The 20,072-nt window shown below is 47.6% G+C and carries 20 protein-coding genes, 1 pseudogene and 1 riboswitch; of the genes and pseudogenes, 14 read left to right on the forward strand and 7 right to left on the reverse strand.

Annotated features, from left to right (window positions below):
* Window positions 1–98 precede the first annotated feature (98 nt).
* Together IRJ25_RS03820 and IRJ25_RS03825 are read left to right on the forward strand one after the other, a co-directional pair.
* Window positions 99–542, forward strand: coding sequence for a DUF86 domain-containing protein (locus tag IRJ25_RS03820; protein WP_269317812.1), 444 nt, complete (start codon window positions 99–101; stop codon window positions 540–542).
* 4 nt (window positions 543–546) lie between these two features.
* Window positions 547–1,326: a TIGR01457 family HAD-type hydrolase gene (locus IRJ25_RS03825; protein WP_214683914.1), complete on the forward strand. Its 780-nt coding sequence runs from the start codon at window positions 547–549 to the stop codon at window positions 1,324–1,326.
* A gap of 19 nt (window positions 1,327–1,345) precedes the next feature.
* Here IRJ25_RS03825 and IRJ25_RS03830 read toward each other — a convergent pair whose 3' ends face one another.
* Window positions 1,346–1,573 (reverse strand): NifU family protein, encoded by a 228-nt coding sequence (locus IRJ25_RS03830; RefSeq protein ID WP_012726833.1) that lies wholly within the window; start codon window positions 1,571–1,573, stop codon window positions 1,346–1,348.
* A gap of 129 nt (window positions 1,574–1,702) precedes the next feature.
* Between IRJ25_RS03830 and IRJ25_RS03835 the strand changes: the two genes are divergently transcribed.
* On the forward strand, window positions 1,703–2,008 hold the full coding sequence (locus IRJ25_RS03835; RefSeq protein ID WP_214683915.1) for a YuzD family protein: 306 nt from the start codon (window positions 1,703–1,705) through the stop codon (window positions 2,006–2,008).
* A gap of 167 nt (window positions 2,009–2,175) precedes the next feature.
* Entirely contained in the window at window positions 2,176–3,462 is a 1,287-nt protein-coding gene (locus IRJ25_RS03840; RefSeq protein ID WP_214690695.1) for a globin-coupled sensor protein, read from the forward strand.
* Between the two features lie 94 nt (window positions 3,463–3,556).
* On the opposite strand, the gene IRJ25_RS03845 is transcribed toward IRJ25_RS03840, so the two are convergent.
* Window positions 3,557–4,987, reverse strand: coding sequence for a S8 family serine peptidase (locus tag IRJ25_RS03845; protein ID WP_214816155.1), 1,431 nt, complete (start codon window positions 4,985–4,987; stop codon window positions 3,557–3,559).
* A 240-nt stretch (window positions 4,988–5,227) separates the two neighbouring features.
* A complete protein-coding gene (locus IRJ25_RS03850) occupies window positions 5,228–6,283 on the reverse strand; it encodes an NAD(P)/FAD-dependent oxidoreductase (protein WP_074036387.1) in 1,056 nt (351 codons plus the stop codon).
* A 98-nt stretch (window positions 6,284–6,381) separates the two neighbouring features.
* Here IRJ25_RS03850 and IRJ25_RS03855 point away from each other — a divergent pair, with 98 nt between their 5' ends.
* Window positions 6,382–6,618 carry a YuzB family protein gene (locus tag IRJ25_RS03855; RefSeq protein ID WP_012726828.1) on the forward strand — a complete coding sequence of 79 codons (237 nt, stop codon included), beginning with the start codon at window positions 6,382–6,384 and terminating at the stop codon, window positions 6,616–6,618.
* 204 nt (window positions 6,619–6,822) lie between these two features.
* Window positions 6,823–8,034, forward strand: coding sequence for a NupC/NupG family nucleoside CNT transporter (locus IRJ25_RS03860; protein WP_074036391.1), 1,212 nt, complete (start codon window positions 6,823–6,825; stop codon window positions 8,032–8,034).
* 40 nt (window positions 8,035–8,074) lie between these two features.
* On the opposite strand, the gene IRJ25_RS03865 is transcribed toward IRJ25_RS03860, so the two are convergent.
* Window positions 8,075–8,647, reverse strand: coding sequence for a nucleotidyltransferase family protein (locus tag IRJ25_RS03865; RefSeq protein ID WP_078147250.1), 573 nt, complete (start codon window positions 8,645–8,647; stop codon window positions 8,075–8,077).
* 69 nt (window positions 8,648–8,716) lie between these two features.
* Window positions 8,717–9,304, reverse strand: coding sequence for an ECF transporter S component (locus IRJ25_RS03870; protein ID WP_012726825.1), 588 nt, complete (start codon window positions 9,302–9,304; stop codon window positions 8,717–8,719).
* 163 nt (window positions 9,305–9,467) lie between these two features.
* A riboswitch (FMN riboswitch) is annotated at window positions 9,468–9,610 on the reverse strand.
* A gap of 97 nt (window positions 9,611–9,707) precedes the next feature.
* Here IRJ25_RS03870 and IRJ25_RS03875 point away from each other — a divergent pair.
* The gene (locus tag IRJ25_RS03875) at window positions 9,708–10,064 is read left to right on the forward strand and encodes a HesB/IscA family protein (RefSeq protein ID WP_269317813.1); all 357 of its coding nucleotides are present in this window, start codon (window positions 9,708–9,710) and stop codon (window positions 10,062–10,064) included.
* Window positions 10,065–10,097: 33 nt separating this feature from the next.
* Here IRJ25_RS03875 and IRJ25_RS03880 read toward each other — a convergent pair whose 3' ends face one another.
* On the reverse strand, window positions 10,098–10,337 hold the full coding sequence (locus IRJ25_RS03880; RefSeq protein ID WP_047795133.1) for a hypothetical protein: 240 nt from the start codon (window positions 10,335–10,337) through the stop codon (window positions 10,098–10,100).
* 127 nt (window positions 10,338–10,464) lie between these two features.
* Between IRJ25_RS03880 and IRJ25_RS03885 the strand changes: the two genes are divergently transcribed.
* Complete coding sequence (locus IRJ25_RS03885) at window positions 10,465–11,319, forward strand: NAD-dependent epimerase/dehydratase family protein (protein ID WP_269317814.1); 855 nt, start codon at window positions 10,465–10,467, stop codon at window positions 11,317–11,319.
* A 41-nt stretch (window positions 11,320–11,360) separates the two neighbouring features.
* Here IRJ25_RS03885 and IRJ25_RS03890 read toward each other — a convergent pair whose 3' ends face one another.
* Window positions 11,361–12,338, reverse strand: a complete 978-nt coding sequence (locus IRJ25_RS03890; protein ID WP_269317815.1) for an NAD(P)/FAD-dependent oxidoreductase — start codon at window positions 12,336–12,338, stop codon at window positions 11,361–11,363.
* Window positions 12,339–12,601: 263 nt separating this feature from the next.
* Between IRJ25_RS03890 and IRJ25_RS03895 the strand changes: the two genes are divergently transcribed.
* The 6 genes and pseudogenes from IRJ25_RS03895 to IRJ25_RS03920 all read left to right on the forward strand — a co-directional run bounded on the left by IRJ25_RS03895 (window position 12,602) and on the right by IRJ25_RS03920 (window position 20,063).
* Complete coding sequence (locus IRJ25_RS03895; RefSeq protein WP_074033515.1) at window positions 12,602–13,813, forward strand: NAD(P)/FAD-dependent oxidoreductase; 1,212 nt, start codon at window positions 12,602–12,604, stop codon at window positions 13,811–13,813.
* A 126-nt stretch (window positions 13,814–13,939) separates the two neighbouring features.
* On the forward strand, window positions 13,940–14,257 hold the full coding sequence (locus IRJ25_RS03900; RefSeq protein ID WP_047795135.1) for a YuiB family protein: 318 nt from the start codon (window positions 13,940–13,942) through the stop codon (window positions 14,255–14,257).
* Window positions 14,258–14,361: 104 nt separating this feature from the next.
* Window positions 14,362–15,207, forward strand: coding sequence for a glucose PTS transporter transcription antiterminator GlcT (gene glcT / locus IRJ25_RS03905; RefSeq protein ID WP_012726818.1), 846 nt, complete (start codon window positions 14,362–14,364; stop codon window positions 15,205–15,207).
* A 221-nt stretch (window positions 15,208–15,428) separates the two neighbouring features.
* Window positions 15,429–16,928, forward strand: a pseudogene (ptsG, locus tag IRJ25_RS03910) (glucose-specific PTS transporter subunit IIBC); the annotation flags it as partial.
* A gap of 137 nt (window positions 16,929–17,065) precedes the next feature.
* Entirely contained in the window at window positions 17,066–19,105 is a 2,040-nt protein-coding gene (gene ptsG / locus IRJ25_RS03915; protein ID WP_074036401.1) for a glucose-specific PTS transporter subunit IIBC, read from the forward strand.
* A gap of 124 nt (window positions 19,106–19,229) precedes the next feature.
* Window positions 19,230–20,063: an aldo/keto reductase gene (locus tag IRJ25_RS03920; RefSeq protein ID WP_214690698.1), complete on the forward strand. Its 834-nt coding sequence runs from the start codon at window positions 19,230–19,232 to the stop codon at window positions 20,061–20,063.
* Window positions 20,064–20,072: the final 9 nt, after the last annotated feature.

The following is a 20,072-nucleotide window of genomic DNA, read 5'->3' on the forward strand; positions in this document are numbered from 1 at the left end:
GTTGATTAGTGTATCACAATTTTATAAATGATGTAAATAGGACAGATTCTTTTCTCCTGACCGAAAAAGCATTAGTATTAACAGCAGGGGGGATCATCATGTATTTTGTGAATAGAGAGAAGATTAATCAGACACTGGAACAAATGGAAACGATGTTAGCGCACACCGATCAATTGAGCGGGGATGCGTTCACAGTAGAACTTGCGAAACAACGAATGGCTGTCCTCCTGATAGAAGGGGTCATCGACGTAGGGAACTCGATGATTGACGGATTCATCATGCGAGACCCGGGTAGCTATGAGGATATTGTCGACATTCTGCTCGATGAACGCGTGCTCGATGAGAAGACGGGTAATGCCACCAAGGCGCTCGTCGGATTGCGTGCATACTATGTCCGTGAGTTCGTCGATGCAGAGGCATCACGCTTCGATGAATGGGTGAAGACGTCGAAACAAGACTTCACAGCGTTCTCCACGCAAGTTCGTCACTACTTAGAGGTCGAACTTGGACCAGTGTCCGCATTCTTGCCAGAAAGCGAGTGATTGGATGGAACCGATAAAAGGATATTTGTTTGATTTAGATGGTACGATGTATGCAGGAATAGAGCCCGTTCAAGCTGCTGTCGATTTTGTAAACGAGTTAGAAGCTACGGGCGTCCCATACTTATTCGTCACGAATAACGCCTCGATGACACAACAGCAGATTGCGGATAAGTTGATTTCAATGGGGGCAAATGTGAAGGCAGAAAACGTGTTAACGAGTGCGATGGCGACGGCTTTTTATATTGAGAAGATGTCACCGGGGGCAAGCGTTTATATGATTGGCGAAGACGGACTCCGACTCGCCTTAGAATCTCGTGGGTTCCACGTCACGGACGAACCGAAAGCGGACTATGTGGTCATCGGTCTCGACCGTCACATTACGTATGAGAAGTTGGCGCGAGGGGCGATCGCCATTCGTTCGGGAGCCCGATTCATTTCGACGAATGGGGATATCGCCATTCCGACAGAACGAGGGTTTTTACCGGGGAACGGGTCGCTCACATCCGTGTTGACGGTGACGACAGAAAAAGAACCATTCTTTATCGGGAAGCCAGAACCGGTCATGATTGATATTGCACTCGACATGATTGGATTGACGAAAGAGGATGTCGTGATGGTAGGGGATAACTATCATACAGATATTCTATTCGGGATCAATGGGGGAATCCGTACACTTCACGTCAACTCAGGTGTACACGGTCCAGCATTTATTCAAGAACAAGAAAAACTCCCGACCTATATGGTTGAGAGTTTAAATGAATGGAAGCATGAAAAAAAGGGATGACGAATGTCTCCCTTTTTGCTTAGAATACTTGTTCTACTTCGACGATGCCTGGTACTTCTTCGATGAGTGCACGCTCAATACCGGCTTTTAGCGTGATTGTTGAAGACGGGCAGCTGCCGCAAGCACCCATCAAACGGAGCTTGACGATGCCTTCTTCGACATCAACGAGTTCGACGTCTCCGCCGTCACGAAGCAAGAACGGACGCAATTTATCGAGCACTTCTTGGACTTGATCAAACATTTCCATGGTATCTACCCCTTTCTCGTTCTACTTTATTCTAGCAAGTTTGAGAGTGTTTCTCAATCATTTACGCTGAGCGTTTCGTCATCGGGAGTGGGGAAGATTTTTGTATAATGGTTTCGAGGGGGAATGAATATGAAAATCACGGTTTATGGGGCAGAGGTTCAATGTGCCAGTTGTGTCGGTGCACCGAGTTCGACCGAGACGTATGAGTGGTTGCAAAGTGCGCTCGGACGCAAGTATCCGGAGCAGTCCTTTTCTTTCGAGTATATCGATTTCGAACAGAGTGAGGACGAGTTTGCCCAGGCGCTTAAAGACGATGAATGGTTTTATCCGCTCGTCTTGCTCGACGGAGAAGTGATTGACGAAGGGGTCGTTCAGTTACGAAAAGTGTATGCGGCAATTGAGGCGAAACAAGGATCCGTCAATCATATAAAATAGTGAGCAAGTGGACGAACCATGCGATAGCAAGGTTCGTTTTTTGTTTACCTATAATTCAGAAAAAGATTTTACAACTTTTGTCTCTCGGGCTAAACTGAACATAACTTGTATAAATTTTATAATATTTTGAAAATTAATAAACCTGTTTATTAAAGGAGGACTATTTGATGTTTGCCCGAAAACGAAATATGCCGATCCATTTAGACACCTCGTCCCAAATGGAGCACTTGTTGATCGCACTTCCCGATGAGTTGGAACGACAACGTCAGTTGATTCGTCTCGAACGTGAGGATTTAGCTTATTTACGTGCGTATCAACAGGAATTACGTCAATTGACACCTCGGTTGGTTGATGTGTTTTATGAAGAGCTCGAAAAGATCGACGAGATGAGAGAGTTGATTCGGCAACATTCGTCATCGGACAAACTAAAACTCACTCTTTCTAACCATATAATGGAGATGTTTGAAGGGAAGTTGAATGAAGCATATATCAATCGACGTCTCGCCATCGCCAAACGGCATTATCTGATCGGTCTGAAAGGGAAATGGTATATGGCGGCCTTCCAAAAAATATTCGAGACGCTCGTCTTATCGATTCAACATGAGCAGCTCGATGCGGACTCGAAAATGAGGTTGATGATGGCCGTCTCGAAAATCTTTAACTTCGAGCAACAAATCGTGCTCGAGATGTTTGACGATGAAGCAGACGTCGTTCGTGACCAGATGCAACACGTGAAAGATGAAATCAGTCAAACGATTCAGCAGGCGAGTGAAGATTTGGCCGCCCTCTCACAAGAAGTCATGGCTAGTTTTCAGTCGATGAATGAGCGGGCAGATGATATGAAGCATTCAAGTTCACTCACGCAGACAAAGCTACGGACGGTACTTCACTCTTCAGTGAGTGGGAAAGACACGATTTTGTCGGAGGCGGGACGCCTTGATGAAATCGCGCGTGACCTCTCCGATTCAGCTCAGGAAATCAAGGCGCTCGAAAGATTGATGAACGAGATCATGACGATTGCGGATTCGGTCAAACAAATTGCCAACCAGACGAACCTACTTAGCTTGAATGCCGCGATTGAAGCAGCACGGGCAGGCGAGCAAGGGAAAGGATTCCAAGTCGTCGCTTCCGAGGTACGGACGCTCGCGAGTCAATCGAAACAAGCGGCAGAAGAGGTGGAGGATTTGGTGAAGCGTCTCACGAACCAGATGGAAGAGACTTCGAGCCGCGTCTTATCGACCGAGCAAGAGATGAAGCAGACGATGGGACGGATCAATGAAGTGACGGATGCCTTCCTCCAAATTTCGGGTGATTCGGAGCATGCTGACGGGCAGATGGGGAGTCTTGCCGGTGATATCGATGAGATTGTGGAATCCATTGCCGAACTCAAGCGTGCCACGACCCAGATTGCGACGTCTTCGACACGGTTGATGGATACCGCACAACGATTGTAAGTGGTCAAATGATAAAAAAGACGAATCAGGTCGCATGACACGACTTGATTCGTCAATTAGTGAAGTCGAGCGAAGGGACTCGACTTTTTTTTATTTAGAGAAGCTGGAACGATGACGTCGCTGAACCAGCCGTGTAGCCGGTAAGCGTCGCATCAGACTTCACTTGATACGTTCCGCGTTGTGACCAAGAATTCGTCGAGAGTGTGAATGTGATGGCTCCTGATGAATTCGTCTTGCCTGTACCGACAAGCGTCGTACCGTTCGGTTGTGTGACCGTCACACGAACATCGGCGTTTGCGACCGCTTGGCCATTTGAATTTCGTACTGCCGAAGAAATCGAGACGACTTCACCAGCGTAGTAAGAAGACTTCGATGTCGAGACTGTCGTCGTGAGTGCTTGGACAGGTTGCGTCGTACCACCAGAAGTCGGGGATTGGACAAGTCCGTTCCCGAACCATGTGTCGCGACCTGTTGTACCAAGGTCGATGGAGTCTTGCGACAATTTTGTACGGAGTTGTGTGCTCGATAGCGTAGGGAACGCCTGTTTCATGAGTGCGAGGTTACCCGCCACATACGGTGTCGCCATTGATGTTCCGCTCATTTGACCGTAGCCCCCATTTGAGAGGGTCGAGTTGATGCCGACACCAGGTGCTGCCACTTCGACAGTGCTACCTGTCGCCGAGAACGAGGCACGGTTGTTGTTGATATCTGTTGCAGCAACAGCAATTGCCGAACTGTAACGAGCCGGATAGTTGACGAGGTCACCCGATCCATCGGTACGACCATTGTTACCCGCTGCCGCGACGACAAGGATGCCTGCATTATTGGCACGATCGACAACTTGTTGGAGCGTCGTCGATGGACTTGTCGTCCCGAGGCTCAAGTTGATGATATCCATATCATTAGTGATCGACCAGTCAATCCCGGCAACGATACTCGATAAGCTACCACTTCCGTTCGCCTCAAGAGCTTTGACGGCGTATATGCTTGCCTCGTGTGCAATCCCGACTGTTCCGATGCTATTGTTACGTGCACCGATAATCCCGGCTACATGTGTACCGTGACCATTGTCATCGGCATACGAACTCGTGACCGTGCTAAATGAGGCACCACCAGCGATTGTTAAATCGGGGTGGGGCGAAATCCCTGTGTCGACGACGGATACTTTGACACCTTTCCCTGTGAATCCACTCTGCCAAGATGAAGGAGCTTTTAGTTTAGGAATCCCCCAGTCTTGTGTTTGATTCTCAATCTGTACGATTTGATCCACTTCCACGTGTGCGACGTTCGGGTTATTCTTCAGTCCATTCAAAGCAGCTTTCGGAACTTCGAGTGCTGCTGCAGGAATATTCGAATACTGTTGTTTAACTTCCATGCCTTCAATCGACAGCGGAATTTTCTTTGCCGATTCCTTGAAAACGACGATGACACGTTCTTTCTCTTTGTTTGGGGCGGCATCCGCACCCCCAGGTACGGTTGACAAGACAAGCAATGAGGCGAGGACGGAGCTACAGATTTTTTTCAACTTGTTTCCTCCTTTAGGGTATGTAGGCAAGATGACGGGATGTCGAACTGCCGTGACCATAGAGTAACAAGTTTTACCAACGTGTAGAATACGCCAATGGCATTAAATATCTGAATATTTAGATAAGGATACAGGGGATTCAGATACAAGACTTTTGACTCAATCGTTAGAAAAATGAATAGAAATAACAGATGAACAAATTAAAAAAGCGAACCAGCCAGAGGCTCGTTCGCAATGTATTCATTTAATGACTTTATGTTTCCAAAGGATACCGGACTTTAATAGTCGGGCTACTTTCCCGGTGAGTGATTGTTTCCCCATAAACACCCCAAAGCCAGCCTTCTTCCCGAGGGAACCGAGCGTCCCTTTCAGTTTGATGTCGGGTAATTCTGGATAATTGATACCTTTCCATTTGCAAAGCAAGACTTGAACGATCTGTTCGGCTTGGGCTTCGGCAAGTTGTCCGGACGGTGCGTACGGTAAGCTCGCATTGTCACCAACGACAAACACGTCCGGCAGTCCAGGAACAAAGTGATGTTCCGTCAATTTGACACGTCCGCCTCCATCGAGTTCCCAACCTTGATTCCGTACAACGGCGACCGGTTGAATCCCGGCCGTCCATACGGTCAGATCAGATGGGAATAAGTCTTCATGGTTCCATAATCCGTCAGCATCGACACGTGTGATGTTTGCATTATTGATGACTTCGACGCCGTGCTCCTCGAACCAAGATTGTACGTACATCGAAACACGATTAGATAAGAAAGATAGAACGGATGGCCCGCGGTCGAATAAACGGACCGTCAAATCAGGCCGGCTCTCACGAAGTTCGCTGGCGAGTTCGACACCAGATAGACCGGCACCGACGACAGAAACGACCGAACCTGGTCGCAGACCGTTGATCGCTTGTTGTGTCTTACGTGACTCTTCCAGTGTTTGAATACTGTACGTGAATTCGGCTGCCCCTTGAACGTTGTGGTATTTGTCTTCGCATCCTAATCCGATGACGAGGTCGTCGTAGGGCACTTTTTCTCCACTCGCGAGCAGAACCATTTTGTCTTCGGTGTCGATGTCCGTGACCTGTCCGTATATGTAATCGATTTCATCCGGAAAGTCGATGCGAATATCGCGGTCCGAGACCGTTCCTGCGGCCAGTGCGTAATACTCAGTTTTCAATCCATGATAAGGCAAGCGATCGACGAGCGTGACCGAGATGTCTTGTAACTGATGTCCAAGTACTCTCTCAATCACACGCATTCCCCCGTAACCGCCTCCTAAGACGACTAATTTGCGCATAATAATCCCCCTTTGTTACTCTTCAACTGTATCATGTTATAATCTGCCGTAGAAGAACCATTTTCCGATAATTCACGTAAAGAAAGACGGTGACATATATGATGAATCCGATCATCGAATTTTGTGCTTCGAATTTGGCGATGGGCTCACAAATTGCCCGGGCTAAATTAGAGTCCGACCCTGATCTTGATGTGGTCGAATATGGCTGTACAGGCTATTGTGGTGTCTGTTCCCTTGATCTCTTTTGCCTCGTAGACGGGGAAGTGGTGACGGGTGAAACGCCAGAAGAGCTCGTGACGAAGGTGTATGAAAAAATCGAAGAGATGGCATGGTAAAAAGTTTGAGGAAATGACCTCAAACTTTTTTATTTCACCCGTTGCATTTTAAAAAGAGGGATGTTATATTCTAAGAGGTTCGAATGTAGGTTGTCTGACGTTTAACAACGATAAAAAGAAAGCGTTTCAAACGGTAGGACACATCTCTTTTCGGGTATGACACATATAATTGGTTTTGTTTAATATGAAAGGAGCACAACATCAATGAAAATCATGAGTGTGGTTGGTATTTTGGCACTAATTGCAATCGCTTACATCTTCTCTACCAACCGTAAAGCCATCAAATGGCGCACGGTCTTGGCAGCGTTCGCTGTTCAATTCGCATTTGCATTCCTCGTCTTATATACGGCATGGGGACGTAAGGCGCTTGAATGGATCTCAAATGGGGTTCAAGCTGTCTTGAACACAGCTGGTGACGGGATTGCCTTCGTATTCGGAACAGCAGTCGGTGGCGACAACTTCGTTTTCGCATTCCAAGTCCTTCCGATTATCATCTTCATGTCATCATTAATCGCATTGCTTTACTACCTCGGCGTCATGCAGTGGGTCATCCGTATCCTCGGTACTGCCCTTGCGAAAGCACTTGGTACGTCACGTAAAGAGTCACTTTCAGCAACAGCGAACATTTTCGTCGGTCAAACGGAAGCACCGCTTGTCATCAAGCCGTACCTTCCTACAATGACACAGTCTGAGCTCTTCGCAGTCATGGTCGGTGGACTCGCATCGGTTGCCGGATCTGTACTTGCAGGTTATGCAGCACTCGGTGTACCACTCGAATACTTGCTCGCAGCGAGCTTCATGGCAGCGCCAGCCGGTCTTTTATTCGCGAAAATTATCGTACCAGAAACAGAAGAGTACGATGACGACATCGAGATTGTAGAAGATGAAGAAGACAGAGCGGCGAACTTCGTCGATGCAGCGGCACGTGGTGCTTCTGACGGTCTCTTCCTTGCCTTGAACGTCGGTGCAATGCTTCTTGCGTTCGTTTCATTGATTGCGCTCGTCAACTTGATTCTCGGTTCGGTCGGCGGACTCTTCGGATTCGATAGTTTGTCACTCGAATTGATTCTCGGTTACGTCTTCGCACCACTTGCATTCGTGATTGGTGTACCATGGGCGGATGCTGTACAATTCGGTAGCTTCCTCGGTCAAAAACTAGTCTTGAACGAATTCGTTGCCTTCTCTGAGTTTGCGCCAATCATCGGTTCTGGTGATTTGTCAGCTCGTACAGAAGCGATGATCGCATTCGCACTTTGTGGTTTCGCGAACATCTCGTCACTCGCGATCCTTCTCGGTGGTCTTGGTGGTATGGCGCCAAACCGTCGTGGTGACATCGCACGCATGGGTGTTCTCGCGATTCTTGCAGGTACGCTTGCAAACTTGATGTCAGCTACATTGGCTGGACTTCTTCTTTAATCGGTATAAGAAAACGCGATCACTTCGGTGGTCGCGTTTTTTAGTATGAGAAGGATGTATGTATGGTGATGTTTGGCCACTTGGCGGACCAGTTCTTTTGCTGCAACCGCTCCAGATAGATGGGATGCTTTGAAGAGTTCGAATCAAAGGGTGGTGTCGGTATAACGTGCATGTTGATCAAGTCGTGAATGCCGTGTGGGGCAGCGAGGATGAGGGAACCATCCGATTGAAGACGTACCCCGATCGCGGTGACGGTCTCAGGAAAATGTGCCAACGCATCGACCGATGAAGCATAGGGTGGGAGGTTGTTGACGTGATGCATTCTCGCTTGATTTTTGACAGACCAAGGTACATCGGGGATGAGGCGGAATAATCGCTCTTCGAGTTGTTTTTCGACTGCTTCCTCTGGTTGGTTTGGGTCGAAATAAATCACATCTACATCATCTGTTTTAGTCGATGTTTCGTATCCGTGAAGGTGGTCCCAGACTTTTGAACGAATATATCCCGCACAAATCCAACAATCCGGTAAATCGAGGTTGGCGACGGCGTGGAGAAGCTTTATGAGCTCGGCGTCTTGTTTTAGAAAATGAACCAAATCCTGTTCGTCTGTCATAATGAATGCCCCTCCTTACAATATGGTTAAAAAAAGCACCTAGGCAACGCCTAGATGCTCGTATATTGATTATGCTTGAAGTTGTACGCGTTGACGTTCGATCCACGGCTTCAATTTCAAGAAGAGTGGGACGAAGAGCGCGCTGATCAAGATCGCTTTAATCAAGTTGAACGGTAAGATCCCGTAAAGGACAAGATCCGTTTTCACCGCCGGGTCGGCCATGTCTGCCATTCCGAAGAAGAAGGCGTAGGCTGGCAAGATGACGAGATAGTTTAAGATGGCGAGGCTAAGAGCCATTGTGATTGTACCGGCAAGTAATCCAGAAGCGAGTGCTTTGTTTGACTTGCGCTTATGGTAGAACCAGGCAACTGGGTACATGAATGCGACACCTGCGAAGAAGTTTGCGACTTCCCCGACTGGAACGCCGCCACCGTTAAAGACGTAGTACAAGACGTTTTTCAAACCGACGACCACGACTCCTGCGAGTGGGGAAAAGACGATTCCGGCAATGAGTGCAGGAATGTCACTAAAGTCCACTTTAAGGAATGGCGGTAAAAATGGGAGCGGAAAGTTGAATAGCATGAGTACGAACGAGATCGTCCCGAGCATCGCCAAAGTCACCATTGTTGTCAGTCGTTTGTTGCGCGTAGTTTTCATCAGAATCTCTCCTTTAGGTCGCTCCTCGATGAATGGCATCCGTCGCATATAAAAACCCGATTGCAATGAAGACAATCGGGAGAGTTTACGCGCATACGAAAGAGATGTTTTCCGAGGTGGAAAAGTCCATGTCAAAGAAAACATCCGGATATCGGTCGGATGCCGCCATCTTCTCCCATCCAGACTATACTGTCGGCTTTCGAATCTCACGAAATCAGCAAGCAACGCCTTGCTCGCTCACGGGCTGAGAAGAATATATTCTTCAATACCGCCGGTCGGGAATTTCACCCTGCCCCGAAGATGGAACGATTTAATTTTTTTTGTTACAGTTTAGTTATACAAGATAATCCACAAGATGACAAGTCAATTGACTTGAATTGAAGATATATGAGGAGGAGTTCAGATGATTCATTTAACAGAGTCAGCCGCACTTCAAGTGCTAGAGATGATAAAACAGACGGAACGCCCGGATGCGCAATACTTGCGAGTGAAGGTACAAGGTGGCGGATGTACAGGACTTTCATACGGGATGGGCTTCGACGAGGAGAAGACGGACAAAGACATTCAATTCGACCATCATGGTGTCCGCGTCATCGTTGCGGAAGTGGATCACGGGGTTGTTGATGGCCTCGAGATTGATTACAAGCAGTCGATGCTCGGTGGCGGTTTCACAATTAAAAACCCAAATGCGATTGCAACATGCGGTTGCGGTTCGAGTTTCCGGACAGCGACGAATGCAGGTACGCCAGGAGAATGCTAAAGAATAAGAACCGATCGCGAGTGCGATCGGTTCTTATTCTTCTTCTGTCAAAATCAACCGAATGACTTTTGCAGTTACGTCGAGTTCGATGTGATGTTGCCAAGGCCGAAAGCCTGTGATTGTACACGTGTCATTCGTGATGCGGAATGAGCAGACACTCTCTTCCTCTTGGTCGAGGACAGAGTAACGACTGAAATCAGATAAGCTCTGATAGATTGCATACTGTGGTGGTAGTTCATACGTCCATCCTTTTTCTAACATGATTTGGTGCATATTCGAGCCCCCTAACAAGTCTTTACTTATTAGAATAGCAAGAATACGTGTAAAAGTGGTAGATTAGTCTGTTTCTTTGAAGGGAAAATGAGTAGGGACGTCATTACAAATGGGAGGATTCAGGGTCATGAGAAAAGTATTGGTATTCGGAGGGTCACGCTATTTCGGAAAACGGCTCGCATTGCGACTTGCTGAAGCAGGGGATGATGTGACGATTGTGACGAGAGGGCAACTACAGGTGCCGGAAGCTGAAGGGATTCGGTCTGTCAAAGGAGACCGGCAATCGGTCGCGACGATGAAAGACTTGGCCCGCGAACGGTACGACCTCGTCTATGACAACATTTGTTTTACTCCGTATCAGGCAAAAATCGCCTCGGATGCGTTCATGGACAAAGTCGGGAAATATGTGCTCACGTCGACGATGTCGGTCTACGCCCCTGGTCCTGATTTAAAAGAGAGCGACTTCAATCCGCTCCATTACGAATATCATCTTGAATCCGAACATGACTACGGACAAGGGAAACGCGAGGCGGAATCATTCTTCTTCCATCGCGCCTCTTTCCCGGTGGCGACCGTACGATTACCGATCGTGTTAGGTCCGGATGACTATACAGACCGATTGAAGTTTTATGTAGATGCAATCCGGAACGAGGAACCGGTTGTCTTGCATCACCCGGAAGCAAAGATGGGCTTCATCTCGAGTGCGGAAGCGGCCGCCTTCTTAGAATGGGTCGGTCGTGCCAATGTGACAGGACCGTTCAATGCGGCGAGTGATGGACTCATCTCGATGGGGGCCTTGATGGAGCGAATCGGTCAACACGTCGGAAAACCCGTCCATATTATAAAAGATGGAGACTCGTCGCCGTATGATTCGGATGTCGACTATTATATGTCGATTGCTGAGGCGAAGAAGGCGGGATTTGTGTTTACGCAACTCGATGACTGGATTGACCGGGTCATCGTTCAAACGATGAAAAGATAAAAAACGCTTCTGTGGATGTGGTCCACAGAAGCGTTTTTTGGTTATTTCCCAGCAAATACAGATGTCGAGTGTTGCGGATGACGAGCAGTCGGATCCACGAGCTGTTTCACTTGGTTGATGGCGATTGGGGCTTCACCGAAACCGGTCGCAATCAATTTTACTTTCCCTTCGTATGTCGCGATATCACCGCAAGCGAAGATGCCGGCAACGGTCGTTTCCATACGTGAATCGACACGGATTGTGTTTTTCTCGAATTCCATTCCCCAGTTCTTGATTGGACCGAGCGATGAAACGAATCCGTAGTTACAAATCAAATCATCGATTTCAACGATTTTTGATTCGCCATCCTTATCTGTCAATTCGACAGATTCGATGTGTGTCTCACCAGACAGTGACTCGATGTTGTAAGGCGTAAGGACGTTAATCGTCGATGCCTTCATCTGTTCTACCGTATGTTCATGAGCACGGAAGCGGTCACGACGGTGAACGATGTGTACTTCTTTTGCGATTCCTTCAAGCATGAGTGCCCAGTCGACGGCTGAATCGCCACCGCCGGCAATCATGACACGGCGATTACGGAATTTCTCCATGTTGTCAACAAAGTAATGAAGGTTGGCATAATCTTCGCAGCCATCAAGACCGAGTGGGCGGGCTGAGAAGGCACCGTTTCCGGCTGTGATGATGATGGCTTTCGTATGATACTCTTCTTTGTTCGTCGTCAATACGAAAGTGCCGTCCTCGAGGCGTTCGACCGTTTCCACCGTTTCGCCGAGGCGGTAGTCTTGTTCGAATTGATCGGCCTGAGCTTTTAGTTGATCAATCAAGTCCTGTGCTTTCACTTTCGGGAAACCGGCAATATCATAAATATATTTTTCAGGATAGAGCGTTGATAACTGACCACCGAGTTGCGGTAAGCTTTCAATCAACGTCGTATCGAGTTGGCGCATGCCTGCATAAAATGCGGTGAACAGTCCGACTGGGCCGCCACCGATGATGATTACATCTTTCGTCATCTTCATCGAATTCCTCCTCAAAGCGTATACATCTATTATAGAGAGTTTATTGAATTAAATCCATTCAGTACAAACATGCAACACTTTCAAAAAAAATTCAAGAAGATAAGCTTTTCCATTGAGAATTCAAATTAAAGAGCGTACAATGAAACAGAAGCAATTGTGAACAGATGTTGAACAAGAATAGGCTTTATTGTGAACGTCTATGTGAAGAAACACACAACATAGTTGTTCAAAAAAACAAAATTTTAAACAAGGTGGAAATGAACATGAAACGACCTAACATTGTTATTCTTGGTGCGGGCTTCGGTGGACTCATCACAGCCGTCAACCTTCAAAAGACACTCGCTGCAGGTGATGCGAACATTACGCTTATCAACAAGCATGATTATCACTACCAAACGACATGGCTTCACGAACCAGCTGCTGGAACGATGAACCCAGACCAAGCACGCATCTACATTAACGATATTGTGAACCCGTCACGTGTGAAACTTGTCAAAGGGATCGTCGATCGCGTCGATACTGCTGCGAAACAAGTTACACTCGAAGATGGTTCAGTTGTCGAATACGACTATGTCGTCATCGGTCTCGGTGGTGTACCTGAAACGTTCGGTATCCCAGGCTTGAAAGAAAATGCGATGACAATCAGCTCGTTGAACAGTGTTCGTAAAATCAAAGAGCACATCGAATATTCATTCGCTCAATATAAAACAAATGGTTCTTCTGACAATTCGTTCGTGACAATCGTTGTCGGTGGTGCTGGATTCACAGGAATCGAATTCCTCGGTGAAATCGTCAACCGGATTCCAGAGCTTTGCAAACAATATGACGTTCCACGCGAAGCGGTTCGCATCGTTAACATTGAAGCAGCACCAACAGTTCTTCCTGGTTTCGACCCAGAACTCACAACGTACGCACAGAAATGGTTGGAACGTAACGGTGTCGAGATGAAACTTGGTAACGGAATCAAAGGTGTCGAGCCAGGTGTGGTGACATTCGGTCCACTTCAAGGTGACACGACAGAAACGATTCGTGCCAACACGATCATCTGGACAGGTGGCGTAAGTGGTAGCCCGATCATCGAAAAATCAGGATTTGAAGCGGTCCGTAACCGTGTCATGGTGGAAGCGGACAACCGTGCACCAGGTCACGACAACGTCTTCATCATCGGTGACTGCTCAGCGGTCATGGATCCTGCATCGAACCGTCCATACCCACCGACGGCACAAATCGCGACACAACAAGCACATAACGTTGCGAAAAACATTGCGGCGCTCATCAATGGAAAATCGACATCGAAGTTCACTTACGAGAGCAAGGGAACGGTCGCTTCACTCGGACATAACGATGGAATCGGAATCGTGATGGGCAAGAAGATCTTCGGTCGCAACGCTTCGTTCATGAAAAAAGTCATCGACAACAAACACTTCATCGAATTGAAAAAGTACGGACTCGTCCTTAAAAAAGGGAAGTTCTAATTTCATGATTGCACGGCTCGTTCTATCTCAGAACGGGCTGTTTTTCTTTCGAAATTGTCATAGGAAGTTCTTTGACCTCGTTGGTCGAAATTTTGTATAATGAAGAGCGGACAAGGGGGGCAATACATGCATATTATCCAAGCAGTCATTGGAGCCGTTTTATATATGACGATTTTTTTCAGTATCGGCTTCATCTTGAATATGTTACTTAAAAAGACATGGACACTTGTGTTCATTTATCCGATTTTTGTCATCATGATGATTGATAATGTCAAACTTTCGAGTTACGTGACCGAGACATCGACCGCGCTTACGAGTGTCTATGAAGGACTCGTCGGGTTGCAACTTCTCGATTTATTCATGCTCGGCTTTGGATTGCTCGGTGCAATTCTAGCTGGTGTGACGATTCGTTTCTTACGAAAGAGCGGTTATTCAATGTTTTAATTGGCGACAGAAATGTTCGCCTTTTTTGTTTTGTCCCTACTTTTTTAGGGCATGAACCGATATACTAGATAGCGAAACGATTTTTAGTAAGGGATGCGATGCGAATGACATTACCGATGTATACGATCAAAAAAGTGTTGAATAATAGCGTTGTCATTTGTCAACATGATACGGATCCGGAAGTCATTCTACTCGGGAAGGGGATTGGCTTTGGCAAAAAACCAGGCGACCTCGTCGACCCGGCCAGCGTCCCGGAGAAAGTGTATCAACTGACAGATAAAGAAGAGCAATCACAATATCAGGAACTCGTCAAACATGTCGACGAGGACTTCATTGCATTCATGCAAGAGATTGTTGGCTTTATTGAGACGAGTACGGGCAAGAAAGTCGATGAGCACATCCATATCGGTTTGACCGATCACTTGTTCTTCACGATGAAGCGAATCGAACAAGGGATGGAAGTGACGAATCCGTTTTTACTCGAGACGGAATCACTCTACCCAAACGAGTTTGCGCTCGCGGAACGGATTGTCGATATGTTCCATGAACGATTGAACGTTTTGCTCCCGGATGCGGAAACAGGGTTTATCGCCCTTCATATTCACTCGGCGACGACGTTCAAAAACGTCCTCGAGGTCAACCGTCATAATCAAATCATCGGGCAAATTGTTCAGACGATTGAGAGTCGTTTGAACGTGAAAATGGACCGGACATCACTCGATTATAAGCGCTTACTTCGGCACTTAAGGTACGCCGTTGAGCGGGTCGCGACAGGTGAGACGGTCGAGGCACCACAAAAAATTGAAAAGGTGTTGCGCGACGAATATCCGCTATGCTATAGTACTGCTTGGGAGCTGATGGGCATCATGGAACGCGAATTAAAGCGTCCCGTCCCACGAGGTGAAGCGACATATTTGACGATGCATCTCCAGCGCCTAACAAGTAGATAAATGATACCACGTGTCTTACGTGTTACTGATTCGATCAGGCATGAGTAAGGAGTGGAACGTTATGTGATGTCTCCATTGGGAGAGGTCTACGTTCTATCCTTATTCATGCCTTTTCTGTTTTTATAAACGTGATTTATGAAAACGTTTAGATACGTCGGTTGTCTGACATCTACGCCGCTATCATATTGTTTATACGTACTTAAAAAAAGGAGGAAATGTTGATGTTTAAGCAGATCTTTGGTGTTCTTCAAAAAGTCGGTAAAGCACTTATGCTTCCTGTTGCGATCTTGCCGGCAGCCGGTCTTCTTCTTGCATTCGGTAACGCAATGCAAAACCCACAACTTACATCACGCGCTGGTTGGTTAACGAACGAAGGCGTCGTGAAATTCGCTCAATTGATGGAGCAAGCAGGTGGAATCATCTTCTCGAACTTGGCGCTCTTGTTCGCAGTCGGTGTCGCCATCGGTTTAGCAGGTGACGGGGTAGCCGGACTTGCAGCAATCGTTGGATTCTTGATCATGAACAAAGTCATGGGTGTTTGGCTCGAACTCACACCTGAAGTATTGGCACAAGGTGATCCAGCTTACGCGAACGTACTCGGTATCCCAACACTCCAAACAGGGGTATTCGGAGGGATTATCATGGGTCTCATCGCCGCATGGGCCTATAACAAGTACTTCAATATCGAATTGCCACAGTTCCTTGGTTTCTTCGCTGGTAAACGTTTCGTTCCAATCGTAACGGCAGTTGCAGCCGTCGTTGCTGGTTTCGTCCTACTATTAGTATGGCCACCAGTTCAGCACGGATTGAACTCATTCTCAAACTTCATGTTGAATGAAAACCGTACATTCGCAGCGTTCATCTTCGGTTTAATCGAACGTTCATTGATTCCATTCGGTCTTCACCACATCTTCTACTCACCGTTCTGGTTTGAATTCGGTTCATACACAGATGCAGCGGGTAATGTTGTACGTGGTGACCAAGCGATCTTCTTCGCACAAATTCGTGATGGCGCTGAATTGACAGCAGGTACGTTCATGACTGGTAAATTCCCGTTCATGATGTTCGGTCTTCCTGCAGCAGCACTCGCAATGTATCACGAAGCACGTCCTGAGCGTAAAGCGGTTGTCGGTGGTCTCTTGGCTTCTGCTGCCCTTACATCGTTCTTGACTGGTATCACAGAACCAATCGAGTTCTCATTCTTGTTCGTAGCACCACTTCTCTTCGCAGTACACGCGGTATTCGCAGGTCTTTCATTCATGACAATGCACATCTTGAACGTGAAAATCGGGATGACGTTCTCGGGTGGTTTGATCGACTTCTTGCTCTTCGGTGTTCTTCCAGGTCGTACGGCTTGGTGGCTCGTTATTCCAGTCGGTCTCGTGTTCGCGGTTGTTTACTACTTCGGATTCCGTTTCGTTATCCGCAAATTCAACCTTAAAACACCAGGTCGTGAAGATGAAGTTGTTGAACAGTCAACAGCTACTGGTTCGGAACTTGCACAAGATATCCTCGTCGGTCTTGGTGGCTCACAAAACATCAAGCACCTCGATGCATGTATCACACGTCTTCGTGTCGAAGTAAAAGATAAGAACCAAGTCAACAAAGATGAGTTGAAACGCCTTGGTGCATCTGGTGTCCTTGAAGTTGGTAACAACATTCAAGCAATCTTCGGACCACGTTCGGACGCATTGAAATCAGAAATCCAAGCGGTCATCGCTTCAGGTAACGAAAAGAAAGCTAACTAATTGATGACCTAGACCAATCCTTCGGGGTTGGTCTTTTCTTTTTATGTGAAACGGTTTCATCCAAACGTTAGAGGGAAAAAGTAAGTATTCTGACAAAGGAGGGAACCATGATGTGGAAGAAAGTGTTTGGCGTTTTACAACGGGTCGGGAAAGCACTCATGCTTCCGGTTGCAATCTTACCGGCAGCCGGTCTTCTCTTGGCGTTTGGTACCGCATTCCAAAACCCGGACCTCGTTGAATTGCTCCCGTTTCTGGCGAATGACTCACTTGTCCTGATTTGGCAAGTCATGACAGATGCCGGGGACATCGTCTTCGCAAACTTAGGGTTACTGTTTGCCGTCGGGGTCGCGATCGGCCTGGCGAACGGGGACGGGGTTGCTGGTCTAGCAGCCATTGTCGGTTATTTGATCATGAACAAAGTCATTAGCACATGGAATGGGATTACCGCGGAAATCGCTCAAGGTGATCCGCAGTATGCCACCGTTCTCGGTATTCCGACACTCCAAATGGGGGTATTCGGGGGGATTATCGCAGGTCTTGTTGCAGCCTATGCGTACAACAAGTATTTCAACATCAAGTTGCCAGATTTCTTAGGGTTCTTTGCAGGGAAGCGGTTCGTCCCGATTGCGACGGCCGCATTCAGTTTGATTATCGGGATTGCGCTCGCATATATATGGCCACCGATTGGGAATGCGATCAACACGTTCTCAAGTACGGTCATCGAGGCAAACGTTGCCTTATCAGCATTCATCTTTGGATTAGTAGAACGTTCCTTGATTCCGTTCGGTCTTCACCATATTTGGTATTCTCCATTCTGGTTCCAATTCGGGGAGTATACGAACCAAGCAGGTGATCTCGTACAAGGTGACCAGCGGATCTTCTTCGCACAACTGCGTGACGGCGTGGAATTCACAGCCGGTACGTACATGACCGGGAAATTCCCGTTCATGATGTTCGGCTTACCAGCAGCCTGTCTCGCCATGTTCCACACGGTTCCGAAAGAAAGGCGGAAAGACGTCGAGGGTCTCTATTTCTCGGCTGCCCTTACGTCATTCTTGACAGGGATCACAGAACCAGTCGAATTCTCATTCGTTTTCGTTGCACCACTTCTCTTCGGAATTCACGCCGTCTTTGCCGGTCTCTCCTTCATGACGATGCATTTACTGAACGTCAAGATTGGGATGACCTTCTCTGGTGGTCTCATTGACTATCTGCTCTTCGGGGTCCTGCCGAACCGGACGGCCTGGTGGCTCGTCATCCCGGTTGGTCTCGTCTTTGCGGTCATCTACTACTTTGGATTCCGATTCGCTATTACGAAGTTTGACCTGAAAATTCCTGGACGTGACGTGCAGACTGGCACGAAAGGGGACAAAGCGGGGATTGGGGACGACTTGCCATATGAAGTGCTCGTCGGACTCGGTGGTCCTGAAAACATTAAACATTTAGATGCATGTATCACGCGACTTCGTGTCACCGTCAATGACGTGAAACAAGTTGACAAAGACCTTCTAAAAACGCTCGGTGCCGCTGGTGTCCTTGAAGTAGGAGACAATATCCAAGCCATCTTCGGACCAAAATCGGACACGCTCAAATCACAAATCGCGACCATCATCGAAGGTGGCGAATACAAACCGAAAGAAAAAGTAGAGAAGGCAGTCATTACACCGGAAGCGGCTGAACAAGCCGATCATCGCTTCTTGGCTCCGATGTCTGGTGTCCTGTTATCACTTGATGATGTGCCGGATCAAGTCTTCTCGGGTCGCATGATGGGAGAAGGGTTTGCGATTGAACCAAGTTCCGGACAGGTCGTTTCGCCGGTGACCGGTCAAATCACGACATTCTTCCCGACGAAACATGCGATTGGCATTTTGGCTGACGATGGACGTGAACTATTGATCCACGTCGGTCTCGATACGGTCAACCTGAAAGGGGAAGGATTCACAGCGAGAGTCGAAGAAGGCGCCCGGGTCGAAGCGGGAGACGTCCTTCTCGAAGTCGACCTCAGCGCGATTCGTGATAAAGTGCCGTCACTGATTACACCAATCATTTGGACGAACGGGGACGGAAAAGTCGTCGTCGTACCATTCGGTGAGACTGTCGTCGCGGGTGAAGCGCTCGACTTTAGAGCCGATGACAGAGGACCAGAATAAATGATTACGAGCCGCTCCTATCATGGGGCGGCTCGATTTGTGTAGTTACTTCAATGTGCCTTATTCCGGAAAAGGAGAATCCCCCTTATAGTGAAGGAGAATTCTCACGAAAGAAGGGGTACAAATGAAACAATCCATACAATTGAATCACGGTCAGAAAGCCATTCCTACTATTGGACTTGGCGTCTTCAAAGTTGAAGATGGGGATACAGTCATGGATGCAGTCGTCGAGGCGATTCGTCAAGGATACCGTCATATCGATACGGCAGCCGTTTATGAGAATGAAGAGGGGGTCGGTGACGGAATCCGAAAAGGAATGGAAATCGCAAATATTTCCCGGGAAGATTTATTTATCACATCGAAACTATGGAACGCCGATCAAGGTTACGATGCTGCCATCTCCGCCTACGAGGCGTCACTCGTTCGTCTTGGATTGGAACAGTTAGATTTGTATTTGATTCATTGGCCGGTGGAAGACAAGATGGTCGAGAGTTGGCGTGCCCTCGAAACGTTGTATCGAGAGGGACGTGTCGGGGCAGTCGGGGTGAGTAACTTCCAAATCCATCACCTCGAGACATTGGCTGCAAACAGTGACCTCGTTCCAGCCGTGAACCAAGTTGAACGGCATCCGTTGCTTCGTCAAACCGAGTTAGCATCGTATATGAGCGAGCACGGCATCGTACCGGTCGCTTGGGCACCGCTTATGCAGGGAGGGTTGTTCGAAGAGCAGACTTTAGTAGAGGTCGCAAAGGAAGTCGATCGTTCCGTCGCCCAGGTGTTGTTACGGTGGCATCTCCAAACGGGATGGGTGATTATTCCAAAATCCATCAAACCACATCGAATCGCAGAAAACTTCGATGTTCATGACTTTGAATTGACCAAAGATCAAATGGAACGAATCGACTCACTCGACCGATATCAACGTGTCGGTCCGGACCCAGACGATTTTGATTTCTAATGCAGTATA

This window comes from Exiguobacterium sp. KJ 601 (genome assembly GCF_027161185.1).
Classification (GTDB): Bacteria; Bacillota; Bacilli; order Exiguobacteriales; family Exiguobacteriaceae; genus Exiguobacterium; species Exiguobacterium profundum.

What these genes read in the sequence shown, in the direction of transcription:
- IRJ25_RS03880 (WP_047795133.1), bottom strand. Translation starts at nt 10,337, where the DNA reads ATGCACCAAATCATGTTAGAAAAAGGATGGACGTATGAACTACCACCA.
- glcT (WP_012726818.1), top strand. Translation starts at nt 14,362, where the DNA reads ATGACATTACCGATGTATACGATCAAAAAAGTGTTGAATAATAGCGTT.
- IRJ25_RS03900 (WP_047795135.1), top strand. Translation starts at nt 13,940, where the DNA reads ATGCATATTATCCAAGCAGTCATTGGAGCCGTTTTATATATGACGATT.
- IRJ25_RS03860 (WP_074036391.1), top strand. Translation starts at nt 6,823, where the DNA reads ATGAAAATCATGAGTGTGGTTGGTATTTTGGCACTAATTGCAATCGCT.
- IRJ25_RS03890 (WP_269317815.1), bottom strand. Translation starts at nt 12,338, where the DNA reads ATGAAGATGACGAAAGATGTAATCATCATCGGTGGCGGCCCAGTCGGA.
- ptsG (WP_074036401.1), top strand. Translation starts at nt 17,066, where the DNA reads ATGTGGAAGAAAGTGTTTGGCGTTTTACAACGGGTCGGGAAAGCACTC.
- IRJ25_RS03820 (WP_269317812.1), top strand. Translation starts at nt 99, where the DNA reads ATGTATTTTGTGAATAGAGAGAAGATTAATCAGACACTGGAACAAATG.
- IRJ25_RS03830 (WP_012726833.1), bottom strand. Translation starts at nt 1,573, where the DNA reads ATGGAAATGTTTGATCAAGTCCAAGAAGTGCTCGATAAATTGCGTCCG.
- IRJ25_RS03835 (WP_214683915.1), top strand. Translation starts at nt 1,703, where the DNA reads ATGAAAATCACGGTTTATGGGGCAGAGGTTCAATGTGCCAGTTGTGTC.
- IRJ25_RS03855 (WP_012726828.1), top strand. Translation starts at nt 6,382, where the DNA reads ATGATGAATCCGATCATCGAATTTTGTGCTTCGAATTTGGCGATGGGC.
- IRJ25_RS03865 (WP_078147250.1), bottom strand. Translation starts at nt 8,647, where the DNA reads ATGACAGACGAACAGGATTTGGTTCATTTTCTAAAACAAGACGCCGAG.
- IRJ25_RS03895 (WP_074033515.1), top strand. Translation starts at nt 12,602, where the DNA reads ATGAAACGACCTAACATTGTTATTCTTGGTGCGGGCTTCGGTGGACTC.
- IRJ25_RS03825 (WP_214683914.1), top strand. Translation starts at nt 547, where the DNA reads ATGGAACCGATAAAAGGATATTTGTTTGATTTAGATGGTACGATGTAT.
- IRJ25_RS03840 (WP_214690695.1), top strand. Translation starts at nt 2,176, where the DNA reads ATGTTTGCCCGAAAACGAAATATGCCGATCCATTTAGACACCTCGTCC.
- IRJ25_RS03875 (WP_269317813.1), top strand. Translation starts at nt 9,708, where the DNA reads ATGATTCATTTAACAGAGTCAGCCGCACTTCAAGTGCTAGAGATGATA.
- IRJ25_RS03920 (WP_214690698.1), top strand. Translation starts at nt 19,230, where the DNA reads ATGAAACAATCCATACAATTGAATCACGGTCAGAAAGCCATTCCTACT.
- IRJ25_RS03885 (WP_269317814.1), top strand. Translation starts at nt 10,465, where the DNA reads ATGAGAAAAGTATTGGTATTCGGAGGGTCACGCTATTTCGGAAAACGG.
- IRJ25_RS03850 (WP_074036387.1), bottom strand. Translation starts at nt 6,283, where the DNA reads ATGCGCAAATTAGTCGTCTTAGGAGGCGGTTACGGGGGAATGCGTGTG.
- IRJ25_RS03870 (WP_012726825.1), bottom strand. Translation starts at nt 9,304, where the DNA reads ATGAAAACTACGCGCAACAAACGACTGACAACAATGGTGACTTTGGCG.